Consider the following 23,070-nt stretch of genomic DNA (forward strand, 5'->3'; position numbering starts at 1 on the left):
TCCGGACCGGGAGAAGGGGAGTAGTGGCGAGAGCGCTGCGAAACCCTCAGCAGGCGGATGTGGGGACGAAGACCAGGTCGGCCGGGCGGGTGTTGTCCCCTAGGGGTCCGGCGACCGAAGACCGGATCCGAAGCACCTACAGAGCCCGGCGTTCCCGTCGCTGACAGGTCAGTGACCGGGGAGGAGGGGGGTCCCCCGTGGAAATCATCGTCAAGGGTCGTCACACGGATGTGAGCGACCGTTTCCGCCGACACGTGGACACCAAGATCTCCAAGGTCGAGAAGCTGGATCCGAAGGTCATGCGGATCGACGTCGAGGTCTCTCAGGAGCGCAATCCCCGGCAGTCGGACCGCCGTGAGCGCGTCGAGCTCACGATCCACTCGCGCGGTCCCGTGATCCGGGCCGAGGCCGCCGCCGACGATCGTTTCGCGGCGCTCGACATGGCCATCGGCAAGCTCGAGGCGCGGCTGCGCCGCCTGAGCGACCGGCGCAAGCCGCACGGCGGCCACGGTGGCGGACGCGCCCGCCTCGCGATGGCGCTGGCCCCCGAGGCCGTCGACACGGCCGTCACCACGGCTCCCGCCGCGGCGACGGAGACCGCCACCGAGGTCGCGGACTCCTGGCGCGAGGAGGTCGCCGAGCGGCCGCTGGCCGAAGAGGGCATCGTGCCCATCCCGATGGAGGGCGACTGCCCCCTGGTGGTGCGCGAGAAGTCCCACAAGGCCCAGCCCATGACGATCGACCAGGCTCTGTTCGAGATGGAGCTGGTCGGCCACGACTTCTTCCTCTTCCGGGACAAGGATTCCGGCGACGCCAGCGTTGTGTATCGGCGGCGCGGCTGGGACTACGGCATCATCCGGCTCGTCGAAGAGTGACCTGTCGAGAAGACTGGCCTGTCGAAGAGTGACCTCGCGCTTGCGCCGCGCCATCGCCTCGACCACTCTGGTCTCGGAAGCGCCCCGCGGTGGGGCGCCCAGGACTCCCCGAGCTTGATCTCAGCCCCGCGACATGCCCAGGATTGATCATGGGCAGGCGCACCGTTTGGAGGATGAGTTGAGCGAGACCCCCGAGACTCGCGGCACGGTCGCCGGTGATCCCATCCGCGTGATGATCGTCGACGACCACGCCCTGTTCCGCCGTGGTCTGGAGATGGTGCTCGAGGATGAGGACGGCGTCGAGGTCGTCGGGCAGTGCGGTGACGGCCAGGAAGCGATCGAGCAGGTGGGCGATCTGCTGCCGGACATCGTGCTCATGGACATCCGCATGCCGCGTCGCGGTGGCATCGAGGCGTGCACCGCCATCAAGGACCAGGTGCCGAGCGCCAAGATCGTCATGCTGACGATCAGCGACGAGGAGGAGGACCTCTTCGAGGCGATCAAGGCGGGAGCCACCGGCTACCTGCTGAAGGACGTCTCGATCGACGAGGTCGCCGACGTGGTGCGGGCCGTGCACGACGGCCAGTCGTTCATCAGCCCCTCGATGGCCTCGAAGCTCATCACCGAGTTCGCGGCGCTGGCCAAGCGCGGCGAGGAGCGGCAGCAGCAGGTCCCCGCGCCCAAGCTCACCGAGCGCGAGATGGAAGTGCTCCGTCTCGTCGCTCGGGGCCTGGGCAACCGGGAGATCGCCAAGGAGCTGTTCATCTCCGAGAACACCGTGAAGAACCACATCCGCAACATCCTCGAGAAGCTTCAGCTGCACTCGCGGATGGAGGCGGTCGTCTACGCGGTGCGCGAGAAGCTCCTCGAGATCAGCTGAGGCCGGATCTTCTTCAAGACGGTGGTCTTCGCGGCGGGCGAGAAGCTCCTCGAGATCAGCTGAGGCCGGTCTCCTTCAAGGCGGTGCTCAGCAGCGCGGCGAGCTCAGGCGGATCGAGGCGCTCCACGCGTACGGCGTCGCACCCGACCCAGGAGGCCGCCTCCCGCAGCGCGTCGGCGAGGTGCGCGGCGGTGCGCGCGGCGCGGGCCGGCGTGCTCACCGCCTCCGGCTCCAGCGACGCCTTGCGGACCACCAGCGTGGTGCCCTCACGCGCCGGGTCGACGCGGCCGATGAGCCGCCCGCCGGCGAGGAGCGGCATGGTGAAGTAGCCGTGCACGCGCTTGTCGCGCGGCACGTAGGCCTCGAGCCGATGGTCGAAGCCGAACACCCGCTGGGTGCGCTTGCGGTCCCAGACGAGCGAGTCGAACGGCGACAGCAGGGTCGTGCGGTGCCGCCCGCGCGTCGGCAGGGCGGCCAGCGCCTCCGGGTGCGCCCAGGCGGCGCCCTTCGGCGTGCCGTTGCCGTTGGCCCAGCCGGCGACCGTCACCGGGATCAGCCCGGTGGCCTCGACCACCGAGTCCACGTCCTCACCACGGACGCGGACGTAGTCGGCCAGATCCGCCCGGGTCGCGACGCCCAGCGCCCGCGCGGCGCGGCGGACGAGCGTCGTCACGCACTCGGCGTCGTCCATGTCCCGCTCCCGCAGCTCGGCCGGGACGGCCCGCTCCGGAAGGTCGTACACGCGCCGCCAGCCCTCCCGCCGGGTGCACACCACCTCACCGGTGGCCAGCAGGAACTCCGCGGCGATCTTCTGGTCCGTACGGTCGAACCACTCGCCGCCCTTCTTGGCCCCGCCCAGGCCGGTCACGGTCAGCGGCCCTTCGGCGCGCAGCCGGGCGAGCACGTCGGCGACGGCCTCCTCCGGCGTACGGTGCCAGTGCCGGCCCCGGCTGCGGTAGTTGCGCCGGCGGAAGGCGTACAGCGGCCAGTCCTCGATCGGCAGGATGCAGGCGGCGTGCGACCAGTACTCGAACGCGGCGGATCCGCCCCAGTAGGCCCGTTCGACGCTCGTACGGCCGACCGGGCCGAGCCGGGCGTAGGCGACGAGCTCGTGGGAACGGGCCAGCACGGAGATCGTGTCGAGCTGCACCGCGCCGAGGTGCCGGAGCGCGCCGAGCGCGCGGCGGGCGTCCGGATCGCCGCGCAGGCCGGAGATCGGTGCGGGCGCGACACGCCCGAGGAGACCCTGCGCGTGCAGCTGGATCCGGCGCGCCTCATCGGCGGTCAGCTCATGGGTCGGCATGGCCCGATCGTAGGGGCCGACACCGACAAAACGCTTATGCGGGTTGACGCGTCAAGGATGCCGACCGGGCCACCCGCGCAGGAGCCCGGCCTCCGGGGCCTGTCGCGCGGTACTCGGGGACAGGCCCTTGTGACGATCAGCCGTGCGGGTGCGTGGTGGCCGGGTCCGTGGCGGTCGCGGGGTGCTTGGCGGCCTCGACGGCCCGCGCGTGCAGCACCGCCGGGTGTGTCTCCTCGGGGATGACGCGCGGGGCGTCGATGATCACGTCGTCGAAGATGCGTACGATCAGGCCGATCACGCCGCCGACCGCGACGATGCCGACTCCGAGCCAGAACAGCCACCACGACGGTCCGGCGACCATCGCGACACCGCCGACGCCGAACCCGATCCACATCACGATGACCGCCACCCACGAGCTCGGGCGGCCTCCGTGAGAACTGCCGGCCATGTGTTTTCCTCCCCGGGAGATACGCGTCCGTCGCTGAACGCGGTTCTACGTTGTACTTTGTGGTGCGGTTCCTCGCCCACGCAACGATAAACCCCGGGCACGCGGCCGCTGTGGCCGAGTCCCGTGATATCGGGGTCGTCCCGCTGTACGGTTGGACTCGCCTACGATGACACCGTACGGGTCGTGTATGCACCGTCGGACATGACCCCCGGCGATTCCACGAATGGTTCGAGGAGCTTCCGAGAGTGCCAGTAGTCATCGACAAGATCCTTCGCGCGGGCGAAGGCAAAGTTCTGCGCAAGCTCAAGCGGATCGCCGACCAGGTCAACTCCATCGAGGAAGACTTCGTCGACATGAGCGATGCGGAGCTGCGCGCGCTCACCGAGACGTACAAGGAGCGCCTGGCCGATGGCGAGACGCTCGACGATCTTCTTCCCGAGGCGTTCGCGACCGCCCGTGAGGCCGCGAAACGCACACTTGGTCAGCGCCACTTCGACGTGCAGGTCATGGGCGGCGCCTCGCTGCACATGGGCAACATCTCCGAGATGCGCACCGGTGAGGGCAAGACGCTGACCTGTGTGCTGCCCGCCTACCTCAACGCGCTGTCCGGCAAGGGCGTCCACGTCGTCACCGTCAACGACTACCTGGCCAAGCGCGACGCCGAGTGGATGGGCCGCGTGCACCAGTTCCTCGGCCTCGAGGTCGGCGTGATCCTGGCCGACATGACGCCGGAGGAACGCCGCAAGGCGTACGAGGCCGACATCACGTACGGCACGAACAACGAGTTCGGCTTCGACTACCTGCGCGACAACATGGCGTGGAGCCTGGACGAGTGCGTCCAGCGCGGGCACAACTTCGCGATCGTCGACGAGGTCGACTCGATCCTCATCGACGAGGCGCGGACCCCGCTGATCATCTCCGGCCCCGCCGAGCAGAACTCCAAGTGGTACGTCGAGTTCTCCAAGATCGTGCCGCGGCTGAAGCGCGCCACGGACGGCCCGGAGGGCGAGGACGGCGATTACCAGGTCGACGAGAAGAAGCGCACGGTCGGCATCCTGGAGACCGGTGTCGAGAAGGTCGAGGACTGGCTCGGCATCGACAACCTGTACGACTCGGTCAACACGCCGCTGGTCAGCTTCCTGAACAACGCGCTGAAGGCCAAGGAGCTGTACAAGAAGGACAAGGACTACATCGTCAACGCGGGCGAGGTCCTGATCGTCGACGAGTTCACCGGCCGCGTCCTGCACGGCCGTCGCTACAACGAGGGCATGCACCAGGCCATCGAGGCCAAAGAAGGCGTCACGATCAAGGACGAGAACCAGACGCTCGCCACGATCACCCTGCAGAACTTCTTCCGGCTGTACGACAAGCTCGGCGGCATGACCGGTACCGCGCAGACCGAGGCGGCCGAGTTCAACAAGATCTACAAGCTGGGCGTCATCCCGATCCCGACGAACAAGCCGATGGTCCGTCGTGACGTCTCCGACGTCGTCTACAAGACGGAGCAGGCCAAGTTCGAGGCCGTCGTCGAGGACATCAAGGAGCGGCACGAGAACGGCCAGCCGGTCCTGGTCGGCACCACCTCGGTCGAGAAGTCCGAGAAGCTGTCGCGGATGCTCAAGCGGCGCGGCGTCCCGCACGAGGTGCTGAACGCCAAGCACCACGAGAGGGAGGCGATGATCGTCGCCGAGGCGGGCCGCAAGGGCGCCGTCACGGTCGCGACGAACATGGCCGGTCGAGGCACCGACATCATGCTCGGCGGCAACCCCGACCACATCGCCGACAAGGAGCTGCACGCCCGCGGCCTGTCCCCGCTCGAGACTCCGGAGGAGTACGAGAAGGCCTGGCCGGAGGCGATCGACAAGGCCAAGAAGGCGGTCAAGGAAGAGCACGACGAGGTCAAGGAGAACGGCGGCCTCTACGTCCTCGCGACCGAGCGGCACGAGTCGCGGCGCATCGACAACCAGCTGCGCGGCCGGTCCGGCCGGCAGGGCGACCCGGGCGAGTCCCGGTTCTACCTGTCGCTCGAGGACGACCTGATGCGGCTGTTCAACTCCGCCCGGGTCGAGGCGATCATGACCCGGCTCAACATCCCGGACGACGTTCCGATCGAGTCCAAGATCGTCTCGAACGCGATCCGGTCGGCGCAGCACCAGGTGGAGCAGCAGAACTTCGAGATCCGCAAGAACGTCCTCAAGTACGACGAGGTCCTCAACCGCCAGCGCCAGGTGATCTACGCCGAGCGCCGCCGGGTCCTCGAGGGCGCCGACCTGCACGAGCAGATCACGCGCATGGTCGACGAGGTCGTGGCGGGCTACGTAACCGCGGCCACCGCCGAGGGCTTCCCGGAGGAGTGGGACCTCGACAAGCTGTGGAAGGCGTTCAAGCAGCTCTACCCGATCTCGATCGCCGCCGACGACCTGGTCGAGGAGGCCGGCGGGCAGGCCGGGCTGACCGCCGAGCTGCTCACCGAGAAGATCACCGAGGACGCCCAGGCCGCGTACGAGAAGCGCGAGGAAGAGCTCGGCGAGGAGGTGCTCCGCGAGCTGGAGCGCCGCGTCATCCTGTCCGTCCTCGACCGTAAGTGGCGCGAGCACCTCTACGAGATGGACTACCTCCAGGAGGGCATCGGCCTGCGGGCGATGGCGCAGCGCGACCCGCTGGTCGAGTACCAGCGCGAGGGCTACGACATGTTCACCGCGATGCTCGAGGGAATCAAGGAGGAGTCGGTCGGCTACCTCTTCAACCTCGAGGTCGAGGTCTCCGACGAGGAGCGCGCTCCGGCGGTGGCCGGGGTCGGCGAGGCGCCGGTCCAGCTGGCCGACACCACCGACGAGGCACCGGGGATCGTCGCCAAGGGCCTGGAGGACTCCGCCCGCCCGCAGACGCTCAGCTACTCGGCGCCGACCGTCGACGGTGAGGGCGGTGTGGAGACCCACACCGAGGAGGCCGAGGACGCGTACGCCGACGTGTCGCGCAACGACCCGTGCCCCTGCGGCTCGGGCAAGAAGTACAAGCGCTGCCACGGCGACCCGAAGAACAACTGACGAACGACCGCCGAGCGGCCCCGGGCGATCTCGCCCGGGGCCGCTCGTTTTCTGTGTGAGGCCTTTTCTGTGTGAGGTCTTTCCACTGCCGAAAAACCGGAACAACGCGGCGCGGGCCCACCAAGTACCGGATGACCGATGCACGGCATCGAAAGGAGACTTCGGGTGGAGCACACGCCGCCTCCGGATACCCGGCAGGCGACCGACAGTGAGGCGATCGCGGCGTCCATCGGCGATCCTGAGAGGTTCTCCCAGGTCTTCGACCGACACTGGGACGAGGTCCACCGGTACGTGATTCGTCGGCTGGGCCCCGAACTCGCGGAGGACGTCAGCGCCGAGACCTTCGTCGTCGCCTTCCGCGCCCGCGCCCGCTACGACCTGAGCCGGCCGGACGCTCGGCCGTGGCTGTACGGCATCGCGACGAACCTCATTCGCGACCACCGCCGGGCCGAGGGCCGCCGGCAGCGCATCCTGGCGAAGGCGAACGCCGAGTGGGTGACCGCGCCGTTCGACGAGAGCAGCGACGCCCGGCTGACGGCCCAGCGGCTCGGCCCGCGGATCGCCTCGATCCTGGGCCGCCTGTCGGCGGCGGAACGCGATCTGCTGCTACTGATCGCCTGGGCCGACCTCACGTACGAGGAGGCGGCACAGGCACTCGACCTGCCCCTGGGCACGGTCCGGTCCCGGCTCCACCGGGTCCGCAGGAAGCTCCGCCGGGCGTTCGGCGGGATCGACCCCTCACGTCTGCAGGAGGAGTTCGCATGATCGACGAGGAGATCGCGCTGGTCGGCCGCGTCCGCCCGGAAGATCATTCGCAGGACACGGGGGCGAAGGCCCGGGCGCGGGCGCGGCTGCAGGCCGAGTTCACCGCGCCGTCGGAGGGGCGGCGCCGGGTCGCGCGCCCGCGCTGGGGCCGACGGTTCCTGGCGGTGGGGGTGGCCACCGCGGCCTGCGCGGCCGCCGGTGCCGTCGTCGCGTCGACGGGCGGGCACAAGCCGTCCTCGCCGGCCGACGTGACGACCCGGACGCTGGAACTGGCGGCCGCGACCGTCGAGTCCGGGGCGGCCGTCACCCGCCCCGGATCGGGTCAGTGGGTCTACACGCGACAGATGGACCGGTACGCCTTCCAGAACGGTGACGTCGTCGGTTCCAAGGCCATGCTGCACGGCAAGGTGAAGGTCGAGGAGTGGTGGCGGTTCGACGGCACGCGCATGGCGTCCTCCGTCCAGAACGGCAAGCTCTACGTCAAGGGCATCGTGCCGTCGATCGAAAGTCGGCCGTCGCGCCACCGCGACCCCCAGATCAACGGCGGCTACATCGGTGGCCCCGGCGTCGTGCGGCGCACGCCGAACCATCTGTACGACTACGTCGCCGGCCTGCCCACCGACCCTAAGGCCCTGCTCGCGCGGATCCGGCACGACAGCGGGGACGTGGGCCACGACGTGAGCACCGTCGGGAGCATCGCCCAGATCTTCCGGGACGACCGGCTCATCCCGCCGAAGGCCAACGCGGCGCTCTACCGGGCGCTCGCGCTGATCCCCGGCGTACGGGTGGCCAAGGACGGCACCGACTACGCCGGTCGCCACGGCATCGCGGTGATCTTCAGCGGCGGGGGAGGAGGCTGGAAGCTCATCCTCGATCGCCGGACCTACCGCTACATGGGCAGCCCGGACCAGGCGATCCTCGGCTCCCGCGTGGTCGACGCCGCGGGACAGCGCGGCTGACGGCGGCGGCCGGCCACGGCTCCGTGACCGGCCATGGGTGGCAGGGTCGGCTACGGGCGGGCGGAGGCGCTCACGGGCGGCAGGATCGGCCACGGGCGGCAAGGCCGGCCACGGGTGGCGTGGCCGGCCTTGCGCCGAAGACGGAGATCGAGACCGCAGACGACCGGCGGCGGGTCTCAGGGGGAAGGCAAAGCCGTCTCGATGGTGGCGCAGCGCCAGCGGCCACGGACGCGCGGCTGAGGGCAGCGGCGGCCACGGACGCGCGGCTGATGCGGCGGCCAGCCACGGACGCGCGCGGCCGGCCGCCTGCATGGCGTCGGGAGGCCGACGGCCGAGGTCGACGGTTCCGGCTGGCCGGGCCCTCAGGGTCAGGCGGGTCTCATGGGGACGGCAGTGCCGTCTCGATGGCGGCGCAGCGCCAGCGGCCGCGGCCGTGCTCCAGGCGTAGCGCCAGGGCGTGGACCCGCGGTCCGAAGGTCGCGATCGCGGTGACCTCCGCGACGCCGGGCGCGGGCGCGCAGACCCGGACCGTGCCGAGCCGCGGGACCGTCCGGGTCGGCATGCGGGCGGCGAACCCGTCCAGGTGCTCGAACAGCTCCGGCGTCGTACGCCCGGCCAGGTGGTGATAGGGGCGCAGGCCGGCCAGCACCTCCAGGACGAGCCGGGCGATGAGCCGCGCGTCGCTCCGTACGTCGGACCGGCCGTCACGTACGACGCCGAGCGGAGGCCTGGCCGCGCCGGTCGGTCGGGCTGCGCCGGGCGGCTGGGCCGCGCCGAGTGGCCGGGCTGAGCCCGTCGGGGCCCCGGCGGGCGGCTGGGCTGCGCCGGTCGGTGGGGTTGCGGCGGGTGGCTGGGCTGTGCCGGGTGGTTGGGCCACGCCCAGCGGCGGTCGGGCCGCGCCGAGCGGTGGGGCCGCGCCGGTCGGTCGGGCCTCGCCGGGTGGCTGGGCCGCGCCGAGTGGCCGGGCTGAGCCCGTCGGTTGGGCTGCGTCGGTCGGTTGGGCCGGGCCGGTCGGCTGGGCTGCGCCGGGTGGTTGGGCCGCGCCCAGCGGCGGCCGGGCCGTGCCGGACGGTAGGGCCTCGTCGGACGGCCGGGGTGCGACGGGCGGTCGGGCTACGCCGAGCGGTGGTCGGGTCCGGCCCGGGGGCGGGTCGGAGTCGAGGGTGACGGCCAGTGAGCCGTACACGGCGATCTCGGCGGACGGGCCGGAGCCGTACGGGATCAGGCGGATCGGGGCGGGGCGGCGTGCGGGTGGGGTTCTGCGCATGATGGGCCTCCCTTGGTGGCTGCCGCGCGGGGAGGGCGGCAGCCACAAAGAGGCCCGAGAAGGCCCGGTGATACGTTCTGGCCGGATCCGGCCAGCAGCGTGCTCTTACCGGCGCGATGCCGGGTGGTTGCGCCGGGGGATCTCCAGGGCGCTGCGCAGCTGGTAGCGGTCGGCGCGGTAGGTCGACACGGCGAGCTCGACGCACGTGCCGTTCATGAACGACCGGCGCTGGAGCAGGAGGACCGCGCTGCCGCGGGGCAGGTCGAGGAGCCGGGCGTCGGCGGCGTCCGCCAGGCCCGCCTCGATCGTCTGCTCGCCCGCGTCGAACACCACCCCGAAGCGCTTCTCCAGCACGTCGTACAGCGAGGCGTCGCCGAGCGGGGTGTCCAGCAGGTCCGGCGCCACGGTGGCCGGGATCTGGGATCGCTCGACCGCCATGGGCTCCCCGTCGGCGGTGCGCAGGCGCTCGATGACGTGGACGCCGGTGCCCACCGGGATGCCGAAGACCCGGGCGAGGTTGGCGTTGGCCTGAACGGTGCGGTGGTCGAGGTCGCGGGCGCCGGGTTCGAGGCCGCGGGCCCGCATGTCCTCGGTGAAGGAGACGAGCCGCAGCGGCATCTCGATCTTCGGTCGCGCCACGAACGTGCCCTTGCCGGGGACCCGGTACAGCCGGCCCTCGGTGACCAGGTGGTCGACCGCCTGGCGGACCGTCATCCGCGACAGCCCGAACCGCTGGCACAGCTCGCGCTCCGACGGGATCGGGGCGTCGACGGGCAGCTCCGCGTCGTCGATCAGCTCGAGGAGGATGCCGCGAAGCTGGAAGTACTTCGGTACGGGGCTGGTGGGGTCGATCTTCCCCATTGGGTACCTCTGGCAGGGATGTCGGGGGTGAAGTAGGGTTCAGACTGGTCTAGTCCGGACTAGACCACATGTCAGATCCCAAAGTCAATGCAGGTCAGGACTACGAAGCCGTAACAACAAGATCACAGGCGGAAAGATGGGAAAGTTCTGGTGAGCACCTCACGCATGCGCGCGGAGATCGGCGAGCAGCCCGCCGCCCTGCGCGCCACCCTCGACGCTCTGCTTCCCCGGATGCCCGAGATCGGCCTGCTGGCGCAGGAGACCCGCCAGGTGCTGTTCATCGCGCGCGGCTCCTCCGACAACGCCGCCGTCTACGGCAGCTACCTGATCCAGACGCACGCCGGACGGCTCGCGACCCTGGCCTCGCCGTCGGTGGCCACGACGTACAAGAAGCGGATCGATCTGTCCGGGGTCCTCGCGGTCGCGATCAGCCAGTCGGGCAAGACCGAGGAGATCGTCGAGTCGCTGGACTGGGCCGCCGACTGCGGCGCCCGTACGATCGCCGTCACCAACGGTGAGGGGTCGCCGCTGGCAGAGGCCGCGCAGGTCGCGCTGGTCACGAAGGCCGGTGACGAGGTCGCGGTGCCCGCGACCAAGACCTACACCACCCAGCTGGCGGCGCTGGCCGTCCTCGGCATCGCGCTCGGGGCGGACGTGGACGTCGCGGACCTGCGCCGCGCGCCCGACGAGGTCGAGCGGCTCATCGCGGCCACCGAGGACTCCGGCAACCTGGCCCCGATCGTCGACGGGCTCTCGGGCGTCCCGGGAGTGGTGGTCTCCGGGCGCGGCATCGCGTACGGCACCGCCCTCGAGCTGGCCCTCAAGCTCAAGGAGGCGTGCTATCTGCACGCTATGGGCCTGTCCTACGCCGACCTCCTGCACGGCCCGATCGCCGTGGTCGACGACGAGACGCCCGCGCTCCTGGTCGCCGCCGACTCCGGCCCGACGCTGGCCGGCACGGTCGCGCTGGCCGAGCGGGTCGTCGCGGCGGGCGCCCGGGCGTACGGCGTCGGAGGCGGCAGCGCCCTGTCCGAAGCGACCTCATGTGCACTACCTGGTCCGGATCTGCCAGAGTGGGTATCGCCCCTTGCCTTGATCGTGCCCGGCCAGCTGCTGACGGAGGCGCTGGCCCGCGGGCTCGGCATCGACCCCGATGTCCCGCGCGGTCTCGACAAGGTGACCCAGACGGATCAATGATCAGGAGGACCAACATGGCCGAGCGCCGTGTTCGGGTCGAGACCAAGGTCGGGCTGCACGCCCGGCCGGCCGCGCTGTTCGTCCAGGCGGCCACGAGGACACCCCTGGAGGTCACAGTCGCCAAGCCGGGCAAGGACCCGGTCAACGCCAAGAGCATCCTGTCCGTTCTCGCCCTCGACGCCCAGCAGGGCGAGGAGATCGTGATCAAGGCGGAGGGCGACGGGGCCGACGTCGTGCTCGACGAGCTGGCGGGATTGGTGACCGAGCAGAGTGCCTGACGCCCTGCGCGGCACCGGGGTCAGCCCCGGCGTCGCGGCCGGGCCGATACGGTCCGTCTCCGGGACCGTGCCCGAACCGCCCGCCGGCGAGCGTCACGCGGGTGACGCCGCCGCCGAACGCGCGCGTGCGCTCGCAGCGCTGGACGCCGTCGGCGCCGACCTGGAGGAGCGTGGCGCGCGTGCGGGCGGCGAGGCGCAGGAGGTCCTGGGCGCCCAGGCCATGATGGCCCGGGACCCGGGGCTCGCCGACCTGGTCACCGGCAAGATCGACGATGGCGTGTCGGCGCCGCGCGCGGTGCATGAGGCGTTCGGCGTCTTCCGCGCGACGCTGGCCGCCGCGGGAGAGTACATGGCGGCCCGGGTCGCCGACCTCGACGACATCCGGGACCGGGCCGTCGCGGTCCTGCTGGGCGTGCCGGCCCCAGGTGTGCCGGACTCCGAGGAGCCGTTCGTCCTGGTCGCCCGGGACCTCGCCCCGGCCGACACCGCCCTGCTCGACCCGGCCAAGGTCCTGGCGTTCGTCACCCGGGACGGCGGGCCGACCAGCCACACCGCGATCCTCGCCCGCGCGATGGGCGTTCCGGCGGTGGTCGCCTGCTCCGGCTGCCTGGATCTGCCCGACGGCACGGTCGTGCTCGTCGACGGGGCCTCCGGAGAGGTGCACCCGGACCCCGCCAGCGAGGAGATCGCGGCCGCCCGGGCGGCGGCCGAGGCGCGGGCGGCCGTGCTCGACACGGCGACCGGGCCCGGCGCCACCGCCGACGGGCACCGGATCCCGCTGCTCGCCAACATCGGCGGGCCGAAGGACATCGAGGCCGCGCTGGCCCGCGGCGCGGAGGGCGTCGGCCTGTTCCGCACCGAGTTCCTCTTCCTGGGCCGTACGACGGCGCCCTCGGAGGAGGAGCAGGAGGCGGCCTACCGGGCCGTCCTGGAGGCGTTCCCGCACGTCGTCGTCCGGACGCTCGACGCCGGGGCCGACAAGCCCCTCGCCTTCCTGCCGCCGCCGGGCGACGAGCCCAACCCGGCGCTCGGCGAACGTGGCCTGCGACTGTTCCAGAACCACCCCGGCGTGCTGGAGGGCCAGCTGCGCGCCCTCGCCCGCGCCGCCGACGGCCTGGACGTCGAGCTCAGCGTGATGGCGCCGATGGTGGCCGACGCCGCCGAGACCCGGACCTTCGTGCGGGCCTGCCGCGCGGCCGGGCTGCCCCGCGCCGGCATCATGATCGAGATTCCGGCCGCGGCGCTGCGGGCCGCCGACCTCGCGGCCGAGGCCGACTTCTTCAGCCTCGGCACCAACGACCTCGCCCAGTACACCTTCGCCGCCGACCGGCAGATCGGCGCGCTGGCCCGGTTCCAGGACCCCTGGCAGCCCGCCCTGCTCGACCTCGTCGTACTGGCCGCCGGTGCCGCCGAGCGGGCGGGCCGGCCGTGCGGCGTCTGCGGCGAGGCCGCCGGCGACCCGGCCCTGGCCTGCGTGCTGGTCGGCCTCGGCGTCACATCGCTGTCGATGAGCAGCCCATCGCTGCCCCACGTACGCGCCGCGCTGGCCGCCCACACCTTGGACCAGTGCCGCCGCGCCGCCTACGCCGCCCGGCAGGCCACGGACGCCACCGGTGCCCACGCGGCCGCACTGGCCGAGCTGCCCAGCCTGTAGCGCCCCGCCCGAGACGGAGCATGTGTCCCATGCGCGATCCGCTCGACGGTCTCGACGGCGTCCGCTGGGACCTGGCCTGGGACTGCGAGCGCGACGTGGATCAGGTCCCGATGTTGTTGCGGCTGCTCTGGCAAGGTGACGAGCAGGCGGTTGATCGACTTCGTGACCGGATCGCCCTGCTCAGCCCGATCGGCGAGCACGTGAGCCCGGCGACCGTTCCGGCGGTACCGTTCCTGCGGCGGCTCGCACTGCACCCGCACACCCGCGATCGGGTCGCCGTCGTCGCCTTGCTCATCGGCATCGCAAAGCACTGTGAATACGCGCCTGCGACGCTGTACGGCGAGGACATGACGCACGTGGGCAAGGAATGCCGGAAGGCCCTGCGCGTCGATCCGGCCGGCTGGTTCGGCACGCTCGAGCATTCGGACCGCTCGTTGCGCCGGCACGTGCTCGTCCTGCTGGCGATGGTGTCGGGCAGCATCGAGACCGATGTGCGGATGTGGAACCTGCTGCTCGACTCCGGCACCCGGGAGCTCATCGCCGAACGGGCCGTGGCTCTCGCGTACAAGGAAGCCATCGTGCAGAGCGATGACCATCTGCGGAGACGCCTGGAGAACTGGCTACTGAGCGGGCCGGGCGTGGTCGAGTGCGACGAGGTACGGGCCGCGTGGGACCACCTCACAACGCCTGACCCGGACTCCTCGTTGTCTCGGATCCCTTACTGGATCGACGACGGCGACCTCACCGCCGCTCGGGCCCTCATGGAAGACCGGGGAACGGACGGTGAGAGCGCGGTCCCCGGCGAATGACCGTTCTTGCCGTCCGGACATGTTGCGTTCGCCCTGGATGGGGAGAACGTCGGCGGAGTCCATTGGCATCGGTGAGCCTCCGCCGGGCGAAGGCCGACCTGCCCAGCCTGCAGACGCCCGGCCCGAGACGGAGCGCTCGCGAGGAGTAGGCCCTTGTCGCCCGTCGCGCGGGCAGCCGGGGCTGTGGCCGGTCCACGCCGGGCGATGCACTCGGCCTCGTCGGCGAGCTCAGGGGCGGACGGTCAGCCCATCCGCCGGTCCGCGCAGCTCGCGGAACGCTTCTCGCAGTTCAGCCACCTCCGGTACATGCGCGGCCTCCACGGCGTTGATGACCTCTGCGGCGCGCCAGTAATTCGACGGCACCAGAACGCCGCTCGTGACGGCCATCAGCGTCTCGTGGGCAGCCTCGTCCGGCTTGTCGGCGGCGACCAACGCCATAGAAAGGTCGAGCCGTGCAGACGCCACTCGGCGGGCTCGTACCCGGCCGTCCGGGGGTGCCTCCATCCTGGAAAGAACCTGCCGGGCGTACGGCTCGGCAGCGGGGTCGCCAAGCCATGCCAGCGTCGTAGCGGTGTAGGCGTCGGCCTTCGCCGGGTCGTACCGGTAGTGATGCTCCGGCCGGTCGGGCGTGGGCAAGTTGGAGGTCAGCGCGGCGACCCGGTCGATCAGTCCGTGTGTCTCCCGTTCCGCTCCCAGCCGGGCCCACGCCCGTCCCTCCTGCCCGGACGCTTGGATGTACGCCGAGCTTCCGTCCGGTGCGACGGTCTGGGCGCCCTGGGCCAGCTTCACGGCCTCCTGATAGTCGCCATCCGTCAGCGCCTGCCATGCCTTGGTCTCCAGGCACCATGCGGCGATCTCGGGGTGGCCGGTGTCCTCTGCGAGGCTGGCGGCGGTACGTAGCCGGGCCTCGGCAGCCGACCGCTGATCAAGGTCGATATGGCATGTGGCGCCGAGCAGGGAGAGCCAGCCGCCGACGATTAGGAGGTCTCGATGCTCGGTGAGGGTCTTGCGTGAGTCAAGCAGCCGGGCGACGTAGGTCAGATGATGCCGTATCTGCTTGAGCAGCTCGGCGGGCGGCGTTCGCGGGTAGGCGACGGCCAGGTCGTCAACGGCTTGCTGGAGACGCCGGAGCGTCTCAGCACCGACGTCGCTCGCCGTCGCCCTGCGTGCAAGCTCCAGCGCCTCGATTTCGTCGTCGAGCGCCATATTGCCGAGCGATTCCAGCTGCCCCGCCCGTGCCGGTTGCGTCCTCTTCCCTGGTTGCCGCCCGCCGAAAAGTTCGTCTTCAGCGAGATCGAACACCGCGGCGTAGAGCATCCGGTAACGCGAGCCGGGCGGATGCTCGCCGGCCTCATGGCCGCGGATCGTCCGGCACAGGTCCTTCAGCTTCGGCATGCTGCGGCGGTCGCATTCGCTGGCGGCGTCACGCAGCGCCTCGGCGAGGGCGGCAACGCTCATGCGGCGTTTGAGGCGTTCGGAACGCAGGCGTGTGCCGATGCGCCTCAGGTCGGCTGACATGTTGTATGCACCTCGGCCGGGAGATTCACGGATACGAGTGCTCGTATCCGCGTACGCCACCCAGTATCACCGTGACGGCATGGATCCGCAGGTCTTCACTATCAGTGACACACCCGTCACGAACGTAGGGGGCCAGGGTGTATGCACAAAACGATCCTTCTCTTCCATCACCCGACACCATCAAGGGCCTGGTGCTTAAGCTCGCGCCGCTTCTGATTCGGGCGGCGCTCAACGTCACGGTCAGCTCAGACGGCATCGTCGAGGTACGGAACCCCCGCGATGCTCGAATGAAGCAGGCACTCGCGCTCCGTGAGTACCAGGACGACCTGTATTGGCACTGGGTCTGGCCGGGGCCTACGCGCGACGCGCCGCCCGAACTGGAGCCGATGGTCCCGGCCGACGACGTTGACGAAGCGGCCCGCCGTGTCGTCACCGTGCTCCGCCTCGCCGAGACCGCCGGAGCCGAGCAGTGATACGGAACAACCGGCGGCCACTGGGCCGCGAGCCGACCGGCCTGGTGTGGTCTCCGGTCAGACATGTGATCGCCCCAGACCCGAGTCCCCAAGATCTCGCCGCACTTCAGGCCACCTGCCGAGGCTGGGCGGTGATGTGGTCGAGGTGGCGGCGCGCCTACACCGCATTCGCTTTATTCACTGCGGAACCGCTGATCGTCGACGAGCCCGACCCCGAGTGCTACCGACGATTACCGGCCGTATCGCGCCAGCCGATAGACGTGGGCGCGCCGACCACGGCGGTCCGACCCGACCACCAAGACCGGCAGGGACGCGTCCACTAACACTCCCGTACGGCCGTCGCAGCCCCTGACGGCGGCCGTACGGGTCAGGCCGCCGCCGGGTCCGTTTGAGGGGACGGGCCCGGCGGCCCACCTTCAGAACCGAGGCCCGGGTATCCGTCGGGACCCCAAGGACCGTGGCATCGCCACACTCGCCATTGCCCGCGCTGGAGAGGAGATCAGATGCATCAACAGCAGATGCGGTTCATGTGGTTAGAGATCACAGGTCAGTGTCAGCTGCAATGCGCGCACTGCTATGCCGGATCAGGTCCGGCCGGCACCTACGGCACGATGACCACATCAGACTGGTATCGCGTAATCGATGAGGCGGCCGGTCTCGGAGTGGAGATGGTGCAGTTCATCGGCGGAGAACCCACCCTGCATCCCGACCTACCGGAACTGGTCGATCATGGTCTGGTGGGTGGCTTGGAGGTCGAGGTGTTCACCAACCTGGTCCACGTCAGCCCGGAGATGTGGGAGACCTTCACTCGACCCGGCCTGCGGCTGGCCACCTCCTGGTATTCCGACGATCCTGGGGAGCACGCTGTAATCACCCGGCGGCCCAGCCACGCGCGCACCCGCGCGAACATCGCCGAGGCCGTGCGCCGCTCGATCCCGCTGCGAGTGGGGATCGTCGGTGTCCGCGACGGCCAGCGCATCGGTCAGGCCGAGGCGACGCTCGCCGGAGGCCGCCTTGTCCTTCACCTCCTGTCTGCGCCTGGTCGCTCTGATGGACCACTTGGCCAAGATCGGAGGGCAGATCATCTGTGCCACCCATTCACCGGTCCTGACTGCCATGCCGGGCGCCGAGATCATCGAGCTCGGCGCCCACGGTCTCCGCCGCACCGCCTGGGACAAGCTCCAAATCGTCGACCACTGGCGGCGGTTCATGGCCAAGCCGGATCTGTACCTGCGGCATGTCACCGTGGACGAGAACACTCGGCGATGACAGAGCTGGCGGATGAGAACCACCGTGCGTGGATGCGAGAAGCCTTGGACCACGCGGCCCGGCAGTTCGGTCTGGAGCTGACCGGTGCGCCGGTCTTCGGCTGGAACGACCGCAGCATCAGCGCCGCCGTCACTCCGCTCGGCGGCGGAGCTCGCCGCTGGCTGCGTGTGGTGGCCGAACACTTGTCCTGGGCGAACGGTGACTGGTGGACCGGCAACCGAGACGCAGCCGCCGTCACCGGTATCGCCAAACCTCGTGTCATCGATGCGCGAGAGTGGACCGACGACGGGCAGGCACTCCGTGCGGAGGTCATGACCTATATCGCCGCCCATCCCTGCTCATCGACACCGGAGCTACGCCGAGGCATCCATTTGCCGTCGCGCTGGTGGCATGCCCTCTGCCAAGGGCTCGATCGCCTCGCCAATGTCTCGACCGACCGGTGGGCCGTCGACCAAGATCGCGTTTCAAATCGGCTGCGGATCTTCTTCGGCGATCAGACCGACACTCGGATCGATCGGTGGACGACCGCACACGCCGACCTGCACTGGGCCAACCTGACCGGCCCCGAGTTCTTCATCCTGGGCTGGGAGATGTGGGGGCGGGCCCCATACGGTTACGACGCCGCCACGTTGTACTGCCACAGCCTGCTGCAGCCCGAGGTCGCCCAGACCGTGCACGACACGTTCGCTGACGTACTCGACACCCCCGACGGCAGACGGACACAGCTATTCGCGATCACCAACATGCTGCTGCGAGCCGACCGCGGCGACTACCTCGACTTGGTCATCCCACTTCACCACCACGCCCGTGCACTGCTCGCTCGGCGCTGATCCACCTGTCCGGCTGGTCGGTCGCCCTGCAGACGACCGATCCAGTCGGGCCTCACGGTCAGGCTCCGGTCAGTACCCTGATCACTCGCTTGCCTCGCGCGTGGCCGGTCGCGGCCAGCTTGTGTGCTTGGTCGATCTCCTCCAGGGGATAGGTGCTCTCCACGGTCGGCCGTAGGGACCCCTGGTCGACGTACTCGGCGAGGGCGGCCAGGTCGGCTCGCCGGGAGCGGGCCATCATCAGCCGTACCCGTGGTCCCGGGGTGATGGTCGACAGCATCGCGTAGCCCAATCCGCTGCTGGCGGTGGTCATCATCCGGCCGCGTCGGCGCAGCAGCCGGCGGTAGCGGCCGAGGTCGGAGCCGTGGCAGTCGAGGACGACATCGAAGGATCCGCCGATGCTCTTCGGGTCGGTGTAGTCGAATGCGCCGGCGGCCCCGAGGTCGCGGCAGAAGGCGTGGTTGGTCGCGCCGGCGACGGCGGTGACCTTGGCGCCCATGGCGACGGCCAGTTGGATCGCCGCGCTGCCCACGCCACCGCTCGCGCCGACCACCAGCAGGTCCTCGCCGGGCGCGAGCCGGAGCACGTTGCGGAGCGCGCGCAGCGCGGTCACCCCGACGCTGGGCAGCGCGGCGGCCTGGACGAGGTCCACCCCGCCCGGCGCGAGGCTGAGGGCGGAGGTCTTGACGGTGATGTACTCGGCGGCCGCGCCGATGCGGCCCTTCACGTCGCCGAGGAAGCCCCACACGCGCTGCCCGACCGCCGCGTCGGTGACTCCCGGCCCGAGCGCGGTCACCTCTCCGGCGAAGTCCAGACCGGTCCGCTTGGGGAACCGGCGACCGGACATCATCGCCATCCCGCCGGAGCGGATCTTGACGTCGATGGGGTTGACGCTGGTGCCGTGGACGCGGACGAGCACCTCTCCCGCCCGCGGCTCCAGCCGGGGAACCGTCCGTACGCGCAGTTCCTCCGGGCCGCCGTACCTGTCGTATTCGACCGCGCGCATCATCGGGCCGCCTCCGCGTCCACGATCAGAGCTTTCATGATCACCCTTTCAGCGAGACACTTTGTCCCGTGACATGCATGCTGTCCGGGGCGGTGCAGAGTGACCAGTCTCAGCCTTGCTGTTCTGTCTCAAGCTGGACAAGGAGCCGAAAGTGTCTCAGGAGAACGTCCGGGTCCGACGCACGCGCACGCTGCTCAGGCAGGCGTTGATCGAGCTCATCGAGGAGCGCGGGTTCGAGCGGGTCACGGTCGGACAGATCACCGAGCGGGCGATGGTGAGCAGGGCGGCCTTCTACCGCAACTACCGCGACAAGTACCAGCTGGTGGAGCAGATCTTCGAAGAGGCCATGGCCGAGCTGGGCACCATGGCGGACGGCCCGGACACTCCCGTGCTCGATCGGTGGACCGGATTCTTCGAACACATCGACCGGTACCACCGGCTCTACGGTGCGCTGCTGGGCAGGAACGGCAGCAGCTGGTTCGCCGACAGGATGCGGGTGACCCTCGTCGGCATGGCCGCCGACCACCTGCCCCAATCCGCGGACGACCTGATCCCTGCCCTCTTGGCGGGGATGCATCTCCAGGCCATCACGTGGTGGCTGGGCACCGGCAGATCCCTGTCGCCAGCGGAGATCGCCGTACGGACGGCCCGGCTCGCCGCCGTCCTCATCGCCGAAGCCAACGCCGACGATGAGGCGACGGCGCTGAACGCTGACCTCCCGACGAGGGCGTCGACATGACCACCCGTGCCGCCACCTCCAGGTCAGGTCGGCAGGGAGCGTTATGGCGACAAAGCCGGTCGTGGCATAGTGCGCTGTCGAGTACCGCGAGCGAGGACTGAGGCAGGGGAGGGGACGTGCGGATCCAGGGGGCGACGGCGCTGGTGACCGGCGCGAACCGTGGGCTGGGGCAGGTGATGACCCGGATGCTCCTGCAGCGCGGCGCGCAGCGGGTCTATGCCGGGGCACGCGACCCGCAGACGGTCGTCGAGCCCGGCGTCATTCCGGTCGGCCTCGACGTCACGGATCCCGCCCAGGTGGCTGCGGCGGCCGAGACGTGCGCCGATGTGACCTTGCTGGTCAACAACGCCGGAGTGCTGACCGACAGCGCCCTGCTGGCGGCACCCGGCCTGGGCGCCGCCAGAACGGAGATGGAGGTCAACTACTTCGGGACGCTCGCCATGTGCCGCGCCTTCGCACCGCTTCTCACCCGCAACGGGTACGGCGCCATCGTCAACGTGCTGTCCATCGCGAGCTGGTTCAACAATCCGGCGATGGGCTCGTACTGCGCTTCCAAAGCCGCCGCCTGGGCCATGACCAACGGAGTCCGCAGCGAACTCCACGACGAGGGAATCCTCGTGGTCGGCGTGCACTGCGGCTACATCGACACGGATATGGCCCGCCATGTCACCGGCGTCAAGAACACCCCGGAATCGATCGCCGCACAGGTGTTCGACGCCGTCGAGGCGGGCCGGACAGAAGTCCTCGCCGACGAACGGACCCGACAGGTCAAGGCAGCCCTGCACCTCGCTCCTAGCGCAACGGCTCTCCCCTCACGCCCGTAGTGCGCTTCTCTCACAGGGGCCATCAGCCGGTGATGCGGCCGCCGGAGACGTCGATGGTGAGACCGGTCAGCCAGGAGGCGGACTCCGAGGCGAGGAACAGAGCGGTCTGGGCGACGTCGTCCATCGTGCCGATGCGGCCCAGCGGGTGCAGGGCCGCGACCCTCTCGCGCACCTCGGCCGGCATGTGGGCCTCGACCTTCTCGGTCGCGATGGTCGACGGCGCGATGCAGTTGACGCGGATCCCGCGCGGCCCGACCTCGGCGGCCAGCTGGCGGGTGAGCATGACCAGCCCGGCGTTGGCGACGCCGTAGGCGAGGTTGGCCTGGCTCGGTTGACGTCCCGCGGCCGAGGACATCACGAGGATCGTGCCTCGGCCGCGTTCGAGCATGCTCGGCAGGAACGTCTTGACGGTCAGGAACACCGAGGTGAGGTCGGAGTCGAGGACCTCGCGCCAGCGCTCTTCGGTCAGGTCCTGGGAGGCGACGGGCATGCCCTGGCCGCCGGCGAAGGCGGCCAGCACGTCCACGGGGCCGAGCCGTGACTCCACCCGGGCGCGTACGGTCTCCAGGGCCGTGGTGTCCGTGACGTCGGCGGCCGCGTCGATCGCGGTGCCGCCGGCCTCGGCGATGCCGGAGACGACCGAGGTGAGGGCGTGCTCGTCGCGTCCGACGACGCAGATCTTGGCCCGCTGGGCGGCGAAGGCGCGGGCGGTCCGCGCGCCGATGCCGCGCGAGCCACCGGTGATGACGACGACCTTGTCGGCGAGGTCGGGGTGGTCGGCGGTCATGGGATGAATCTCCTCACTGGTGACGGGAGGGGCGGGTGCGCGGGAGGAGGGCGGCGACCGCGACCAGCCAGAGCAGGCCGCCGAAGCGGACGATCGGCAGGAGGAAGCCGAAGGACAGGGTCGCCAGGGTGAGCACGGACAACATCCCGGCGGCGGCCAGGACCAGGCCCGTCCAGGTCACGGCGCGCGGCAGCAGCCCGGCGAGCAGGCCCGTCACCGAGATCCCCGCGATGAGCATGGCGAACGTCACCACGTAGGCCGGGCCGCCGGCCAGGAACGACAGGTCGGCGAGGGCGCGGGCCAGCGCGGGGTCGGCCTTGGCCGGCAGGCGGCCGCCGCTCCAGGCGGACATCGCGCTCAACGTCAGCGCGCCGGAGGCCAGGACACCGCCGACGAGGGTGATGGCCGACCCGGGCGCGGTGACGCCGAGCGCCCGGAGCCGCCGGTAGAGCACCGCCGCCGCGAGGGCGAGGGGCACGGCGGAGGCGAACAGCAGGAGGGCCCCGACCTTGATCGCGGTGCCGTGGGCCCGTGCGTAGTCGAGGACCGCGAGCCCGGAGGCGTCCGGATGTGGTGTGGCGCGGTTGGCGACGACGTAGCCGACGGTCAGCGCGGTGAAGGCGAGGACGGGGGCGAGCAGTGGGGGACCGGACTGCGGGCGGCGGCCGGCGGCCCTGGACCCGGGTGCGATGGGGGCGGTGGTCATGGTGTCTCCTCGACGCGGAACCGTGTACACAAGATAATCATTACATCTCGGAACGATTGTCAAGCGTATATAGTGTTCACGTGAGTATGGATCGCAGGCCTGGAGGACCTCAGGCTCAGGGCGGGGCGGCCTTCCTGCTGGCTCAGCTGGGGTCCCACGCGGCCCGGCTGTTCGCCGACCGGATCGCCGGGCTGGACCTCACGCCCCCGCAGGCCGGGCTGTTGCGGATGCTGGCCGCGAGCCCCGGCCGCAGCCAGCGCGAACTCGCCGACGACCTGGGCATGCCGCCGAGCCGCTTCGTTCCGTTCGCCGACGAGCTCGAGGGGCGCGGCCTGATCGAGCGGCGGAAGAACCCGAACGACCGGCGCTCGCACGCCCTCCACCTGACCGAGAAGGGCGCCGGACTGCTGGCCGAGCTCCGCGAGGTGGGCATGGCGCACGAGCGGGACATCTGCGCGGCGCTGTCGTTCGACGAGCACCGGGAGCTGGTCGCGATGCTCCGGCGCGTCGCCGAGCAGCAGGGCCTCACCCCGGGCGTGCACCCCGGCTATCGCTCGGGGTGAGGCCGCTCGACCGGC

General features: G+C 70.5%; 22 protein-coding genes. 14 read left to right on the plus strand and 8 right to left on the minus strand.

The window, feature by feature from the left end; all coding sequences use genetic code 11:
- Positions 1 to 197 precede the first annotated feature (197 nt).
- Positions 198 to 875 (plus strand): ribosome hibernation-promoting factor, HPF/YfiA family, encoded by a 678-nt coding sequence (gene hpf, locus ABEA24_RS44435; protein WP_345440162.1) that lies wholly within the window; start codon positions 198 to 200, stop codon positions 873 to 875.
- Positions 876 to 1,053: 178 nt separating this feature from the next.
- Positions 1,054 to 1,755 (plus strand): response regulator, encoded by a 702-nt coding sequence (locus ABEA24_RS44440; RefSeq protein ID WP_425551308.1) that lies wholly within the window; start codon positions 1,054 to 1,056, stop codon positions 1,753 to 1,755.
- Positions 1,756 to 1,810: 55 nt separating this feature from the next.
- Here the strand turns inward: ABEA24_RS44440 and ABEA24_RS44445 are convergent, their stop codons facing one another.
- On the minus strand, positions 1,811 to 3,058 hold the full coding sequence (locus ABEA24_RS44445) for a winged helix-turn-helix domain-containing protein (protein WP_345440165.1): 1,248 nt from the start codon (positions 3,056 to 3,058) through the stop codon (positions 1,811 to 1,813).
- Positions 3,059 to 3,194: 136 nt separating this feature from the next.
- Positions 3,195 to 3,506, minus strand: a complete 312-nt coding sequence (locus ABEA24_RS44450; RefSeq protein ID WP_345440167.1) for an HGxxPAAW family protein — start codon at positions 3,504 to 3,506, stop codon at positions 3,195 to 3,197.
- Positions 3,507 to 3,751: 245 nt separating this feature from the next.
- Between ABEA24_RS44450 and secA the strand changes: the two genes are divergently transcribed.
- From secA to ABEA24_RS44465, 3 genes are all read left to right on the plus strand, one after another.
- Complete coding sequence (gene secA, locus ABEA24_RS44455; protein WP_345440170.1) at positions 3,752 to 6,553, plus strand: preprotein translocase subunit SecA; 2,802 nt, start codon at positions 3,752 to 3,754, stop codon at positions 6,551 to 6,553.
- 165 nt (positions 6,554 to 6,718) lie between these two features.
- Positions 6,719 to 7,318: an RNA polymerase sigma factor gene (locus tag ABEA24_RS44460; RefSeq protein ID WP_345440173.1), complete on the plus strand. Its 600-nt coding sequence runs from the start codon at positions 6,719 to 6,721 to the stop codon at positions 7,316 to 7,318.
- Positions 7,315 to 8,277 (plus strand): CU044_5270 family protein, encoded by a 963-nt coding sequence (locus ABEA24_RS44465; RefSeq protein WP_345440176.1) that lies wholly within the window; start codon positions 7,315 to 7,317, stop codon positions 8,275 to 8,277. Before ABEA24_RS44460 ends, ABEA24_RS44465 begins: the two co-directional genes overlap by 4 nt.
- Before the next feature lie 379 nt (positions 8,278 to 8,656).
- Here ABEA24_RS44465 and ABEA24_RS44470 read toward each other — a convergent pair whose 3' ends face one another.
- Positions 8,657 to 9,544 (minus strand): Rv3235 family protein, encoded by an 888-nt coding sequence (locus ABEA24_RS44470; RefSeq protein ID WP_345440179.1) that lies wholly within the window; start codon positions 9,542 to 9,544, stop codon positions 8,657 to 8,659.
- A 105-nt stretch (positions 9,545 to 9,649) separates the two neighbouring features.
- Positions 9,650 to 10,405: a GntR family transcriptional regulator gene (locus ABEA24_RS44475; RefSeq protein WP_345440182.1), complete on the minus strand. Its 756-nt coding sequence runs from the start codon at positions 10,403 to 10,405 to the stop codon at positions 9,650 to 9,652.
- Positions 10,406 to 10,570: 165 nt separating this feature from the next.
- On the opposite strand from ABEA24_RS44475, the gene ABEA24_RS44480 reads away from it, so the two are divergent.
- Genes ABEA24_RS44480 through ABEA24_RS44495 form a run of 4 tightly spaced genes read left to right on the plus strand, consistent with a single transcriptional unit; the run spans position 10,571 to position 14,343 of the window.
- Positions 10,571 to 11,602, plus strand: coding sequence for an SIS domain-containing protein (locus ABEA24_RS44480; protein ID WP_345440517.1), 1,032 nt, complete (start codon positions 10,571 to 10,573; stop codon positions 11,600 to 11,602).
- A 14-nt stretch (positions 11,603 to 11,616) separates the two neighbouring features.
- Positions 11,617 to 11,880: an HPr family phosphocarrier protein gene (locus ABEA24_RS44485; protein WP_345440185.1), complete on the plus strand. Its 264-nt coding sequence runs from the start codon at positions 11,617 to 11,619 to the stop codon at positions 11,878 to 11,880.
- Positions 11,873 to 13,534: a phosphoenolpyruvate--protein phosphotransferase gene (gene ptsP, locus ABEA24_RS44490; protein ID WP_345440187.1), complete on the plus strand. Its 1,662-nt coding sequence runs from the start codon at positions 11,873 to 11,875 to the stop codon at positions 13,532 to 13,534. The genes ABEA24_RS44485 and ptsP overlap by 8 nt, the downstream gene beginning before the upstream one ends.
- Positions 13,535 to 13,563: 29 nt before the next feature.
- On the plus strand, positions 13,564 to 14,343 hold the full coding sequence (locus ABEA24_RS44495) for a hypothetical protein (protein ID WP_345440189.1): 780 nt from the start codon (positions 13,564 to 13,566) through the stop codon (positions 14,341 to 14,343).
- A 228-nt stretch (positions 14,344 to 14,571) separates the two neighbouring features.
- On the opposite strand, the gene ABEA24_RS44500 is transcribed toward ABEA24_RS44495, so the two are convergent.
- Positions 14,572 to 15,861: an NsdA family TPR-like regulatory protein gene (locus ABEA24_RS44500; RefSeq protein WP_345440192.1), complete on the minus strand. Its 1,290-nt coding sequence runs from the start codon at positions 15,859 to 15,861 to the stop codon at positions 14,572 to 14,574.
- 287 nt (positions 15,862 to 16,148) lie between these two features.
- Between ABEA24_RS44500 and ABEA24_RS44505 the strand changes: the two genes are divergently transcribed.
- Complete coding sequence (locus tag ABEA24_RS44505) at positions 16,149 to 16,334, plus strand: hypothetical protein (protein ID WP_345440195.1); 186 nt, start codon at positions 16,149 to 16,151, stop codon at positions 16,332 to 16,334.
- A gap of 503 nt (positions 16,335 to 16,837) precedes the next feature.
- On the plus strand, positions 16,838 to 18,433 hold the full coding sequence (locus ABEA24_RS44510) for a radical SAM protein (protein WP_345440198.1): 1,596 nt from the start codon (positions 16,838 to 16,840) through the stop codon (positions 18,431 to 18,433).
- 58 nt (positions 18,434 to 18,491) lie between these two features.
- Here the strand turns inward: ABEA24_RS44510 and ABEA24_RS44515 are convergent, their stop codons facing one another.
- Positions 18,492 to 19,439, minus strand: coding sequence for an NADP-dependent oxidoreductase (locus ABEA24_RS44515; protein WP_345440201.1), 948 nt, complete (start codon positions 19,437 to 19,439; stop codon positions 18,492 to 18,494).
- Positions 19,440 to 19,587: 148 nt separating this feature from the next.
- On the opposite strand from ABEA24_RS44515, the gene ABEA24_RS44520 reads away from it, so the two are divergent.
- Entirely contained in the window at positions 19,588 to 20,175 is a 588-nt protein-coding gene (locus ABEA24_RS44520) for a TetR/AcrR family transcriptional regulator (protein WP_345440204.1), read from the plus strand.
- Positions 20,176 to 20,291: 116 nt separating this feature from the next.
- Entirely contained in the window at positions 20,292 to 20,999 is a 708-nt protein-coding gene (locus ABEA24_RS44525; RefSeq protein WP_345440207.1) for an SDR family oxidoreductase, read from the plus strand.
- 22 nt (positions 21,000 to 21,021) lie between these two features.
- On the opposite strand, the gene ABEA24_RS44530 is transcribed toward ABEA24_RS44525, so the two are convergent.
- Positions 21,022 to 21,786, minus strand: a complete 765-nt coding sequence (locus tag ABEA24_RS44530; protein WP_345440210.1) for an SDR family NAD(P)-dependent oxidoreductase — start codon at positions 21,784 to 21,786, stop codon at positions 21,022 to 21,024.
- A gap of 13 nt (positions 21,787 to 21,799) precedes the next feature.
- Positions 21,800 to 22,492: a DUF4386 domain-containing protein gene (locus tag ABEA24_RS44535; protein WP_345440213.1), complete on the minus strand. Its 693-nt coding sequence runs from the start codon at positions 22,490 to 22,492 to the stop codon at positions 21,800 to 21,802.
- Between the two features lie 86 nt (positions 22,493 to 22,578).
- Here ABEA24_RS44535 and ABEA24_RS44540 point away from each other — a divergent pair, with 86 nt between their 5' ends.
- Positions 22,579 to 23,055 carry a MarR family winged helix-turn-helix transcriptional regulator gene (locus tag ABEA24_RS44540; RefSeq protein ID WP_345440520.1) on the plus strand — a complete coding sequence of 159 codons (477 nt, stop codon included), beginning with the start codon at positions 22,579 to 22,581 and terminating at the stop codon, positions 23,053 to 23,055.
- Positions 23,056 to 23,070 lie beyond the last annotated feature (15 nt).

Origin of the sequence: Actinoallomurus vinaceus (genome assembly GCF_039542055.1) — a bacterium.
GTDB classification, from domain to species: domain Bacteria; phylum Actinomycetota; class Actinomycetes; order Streptosporangiales; family Streptosporangiaceae; genus Actinoallomurus; species Actinoallomurus vinaceus.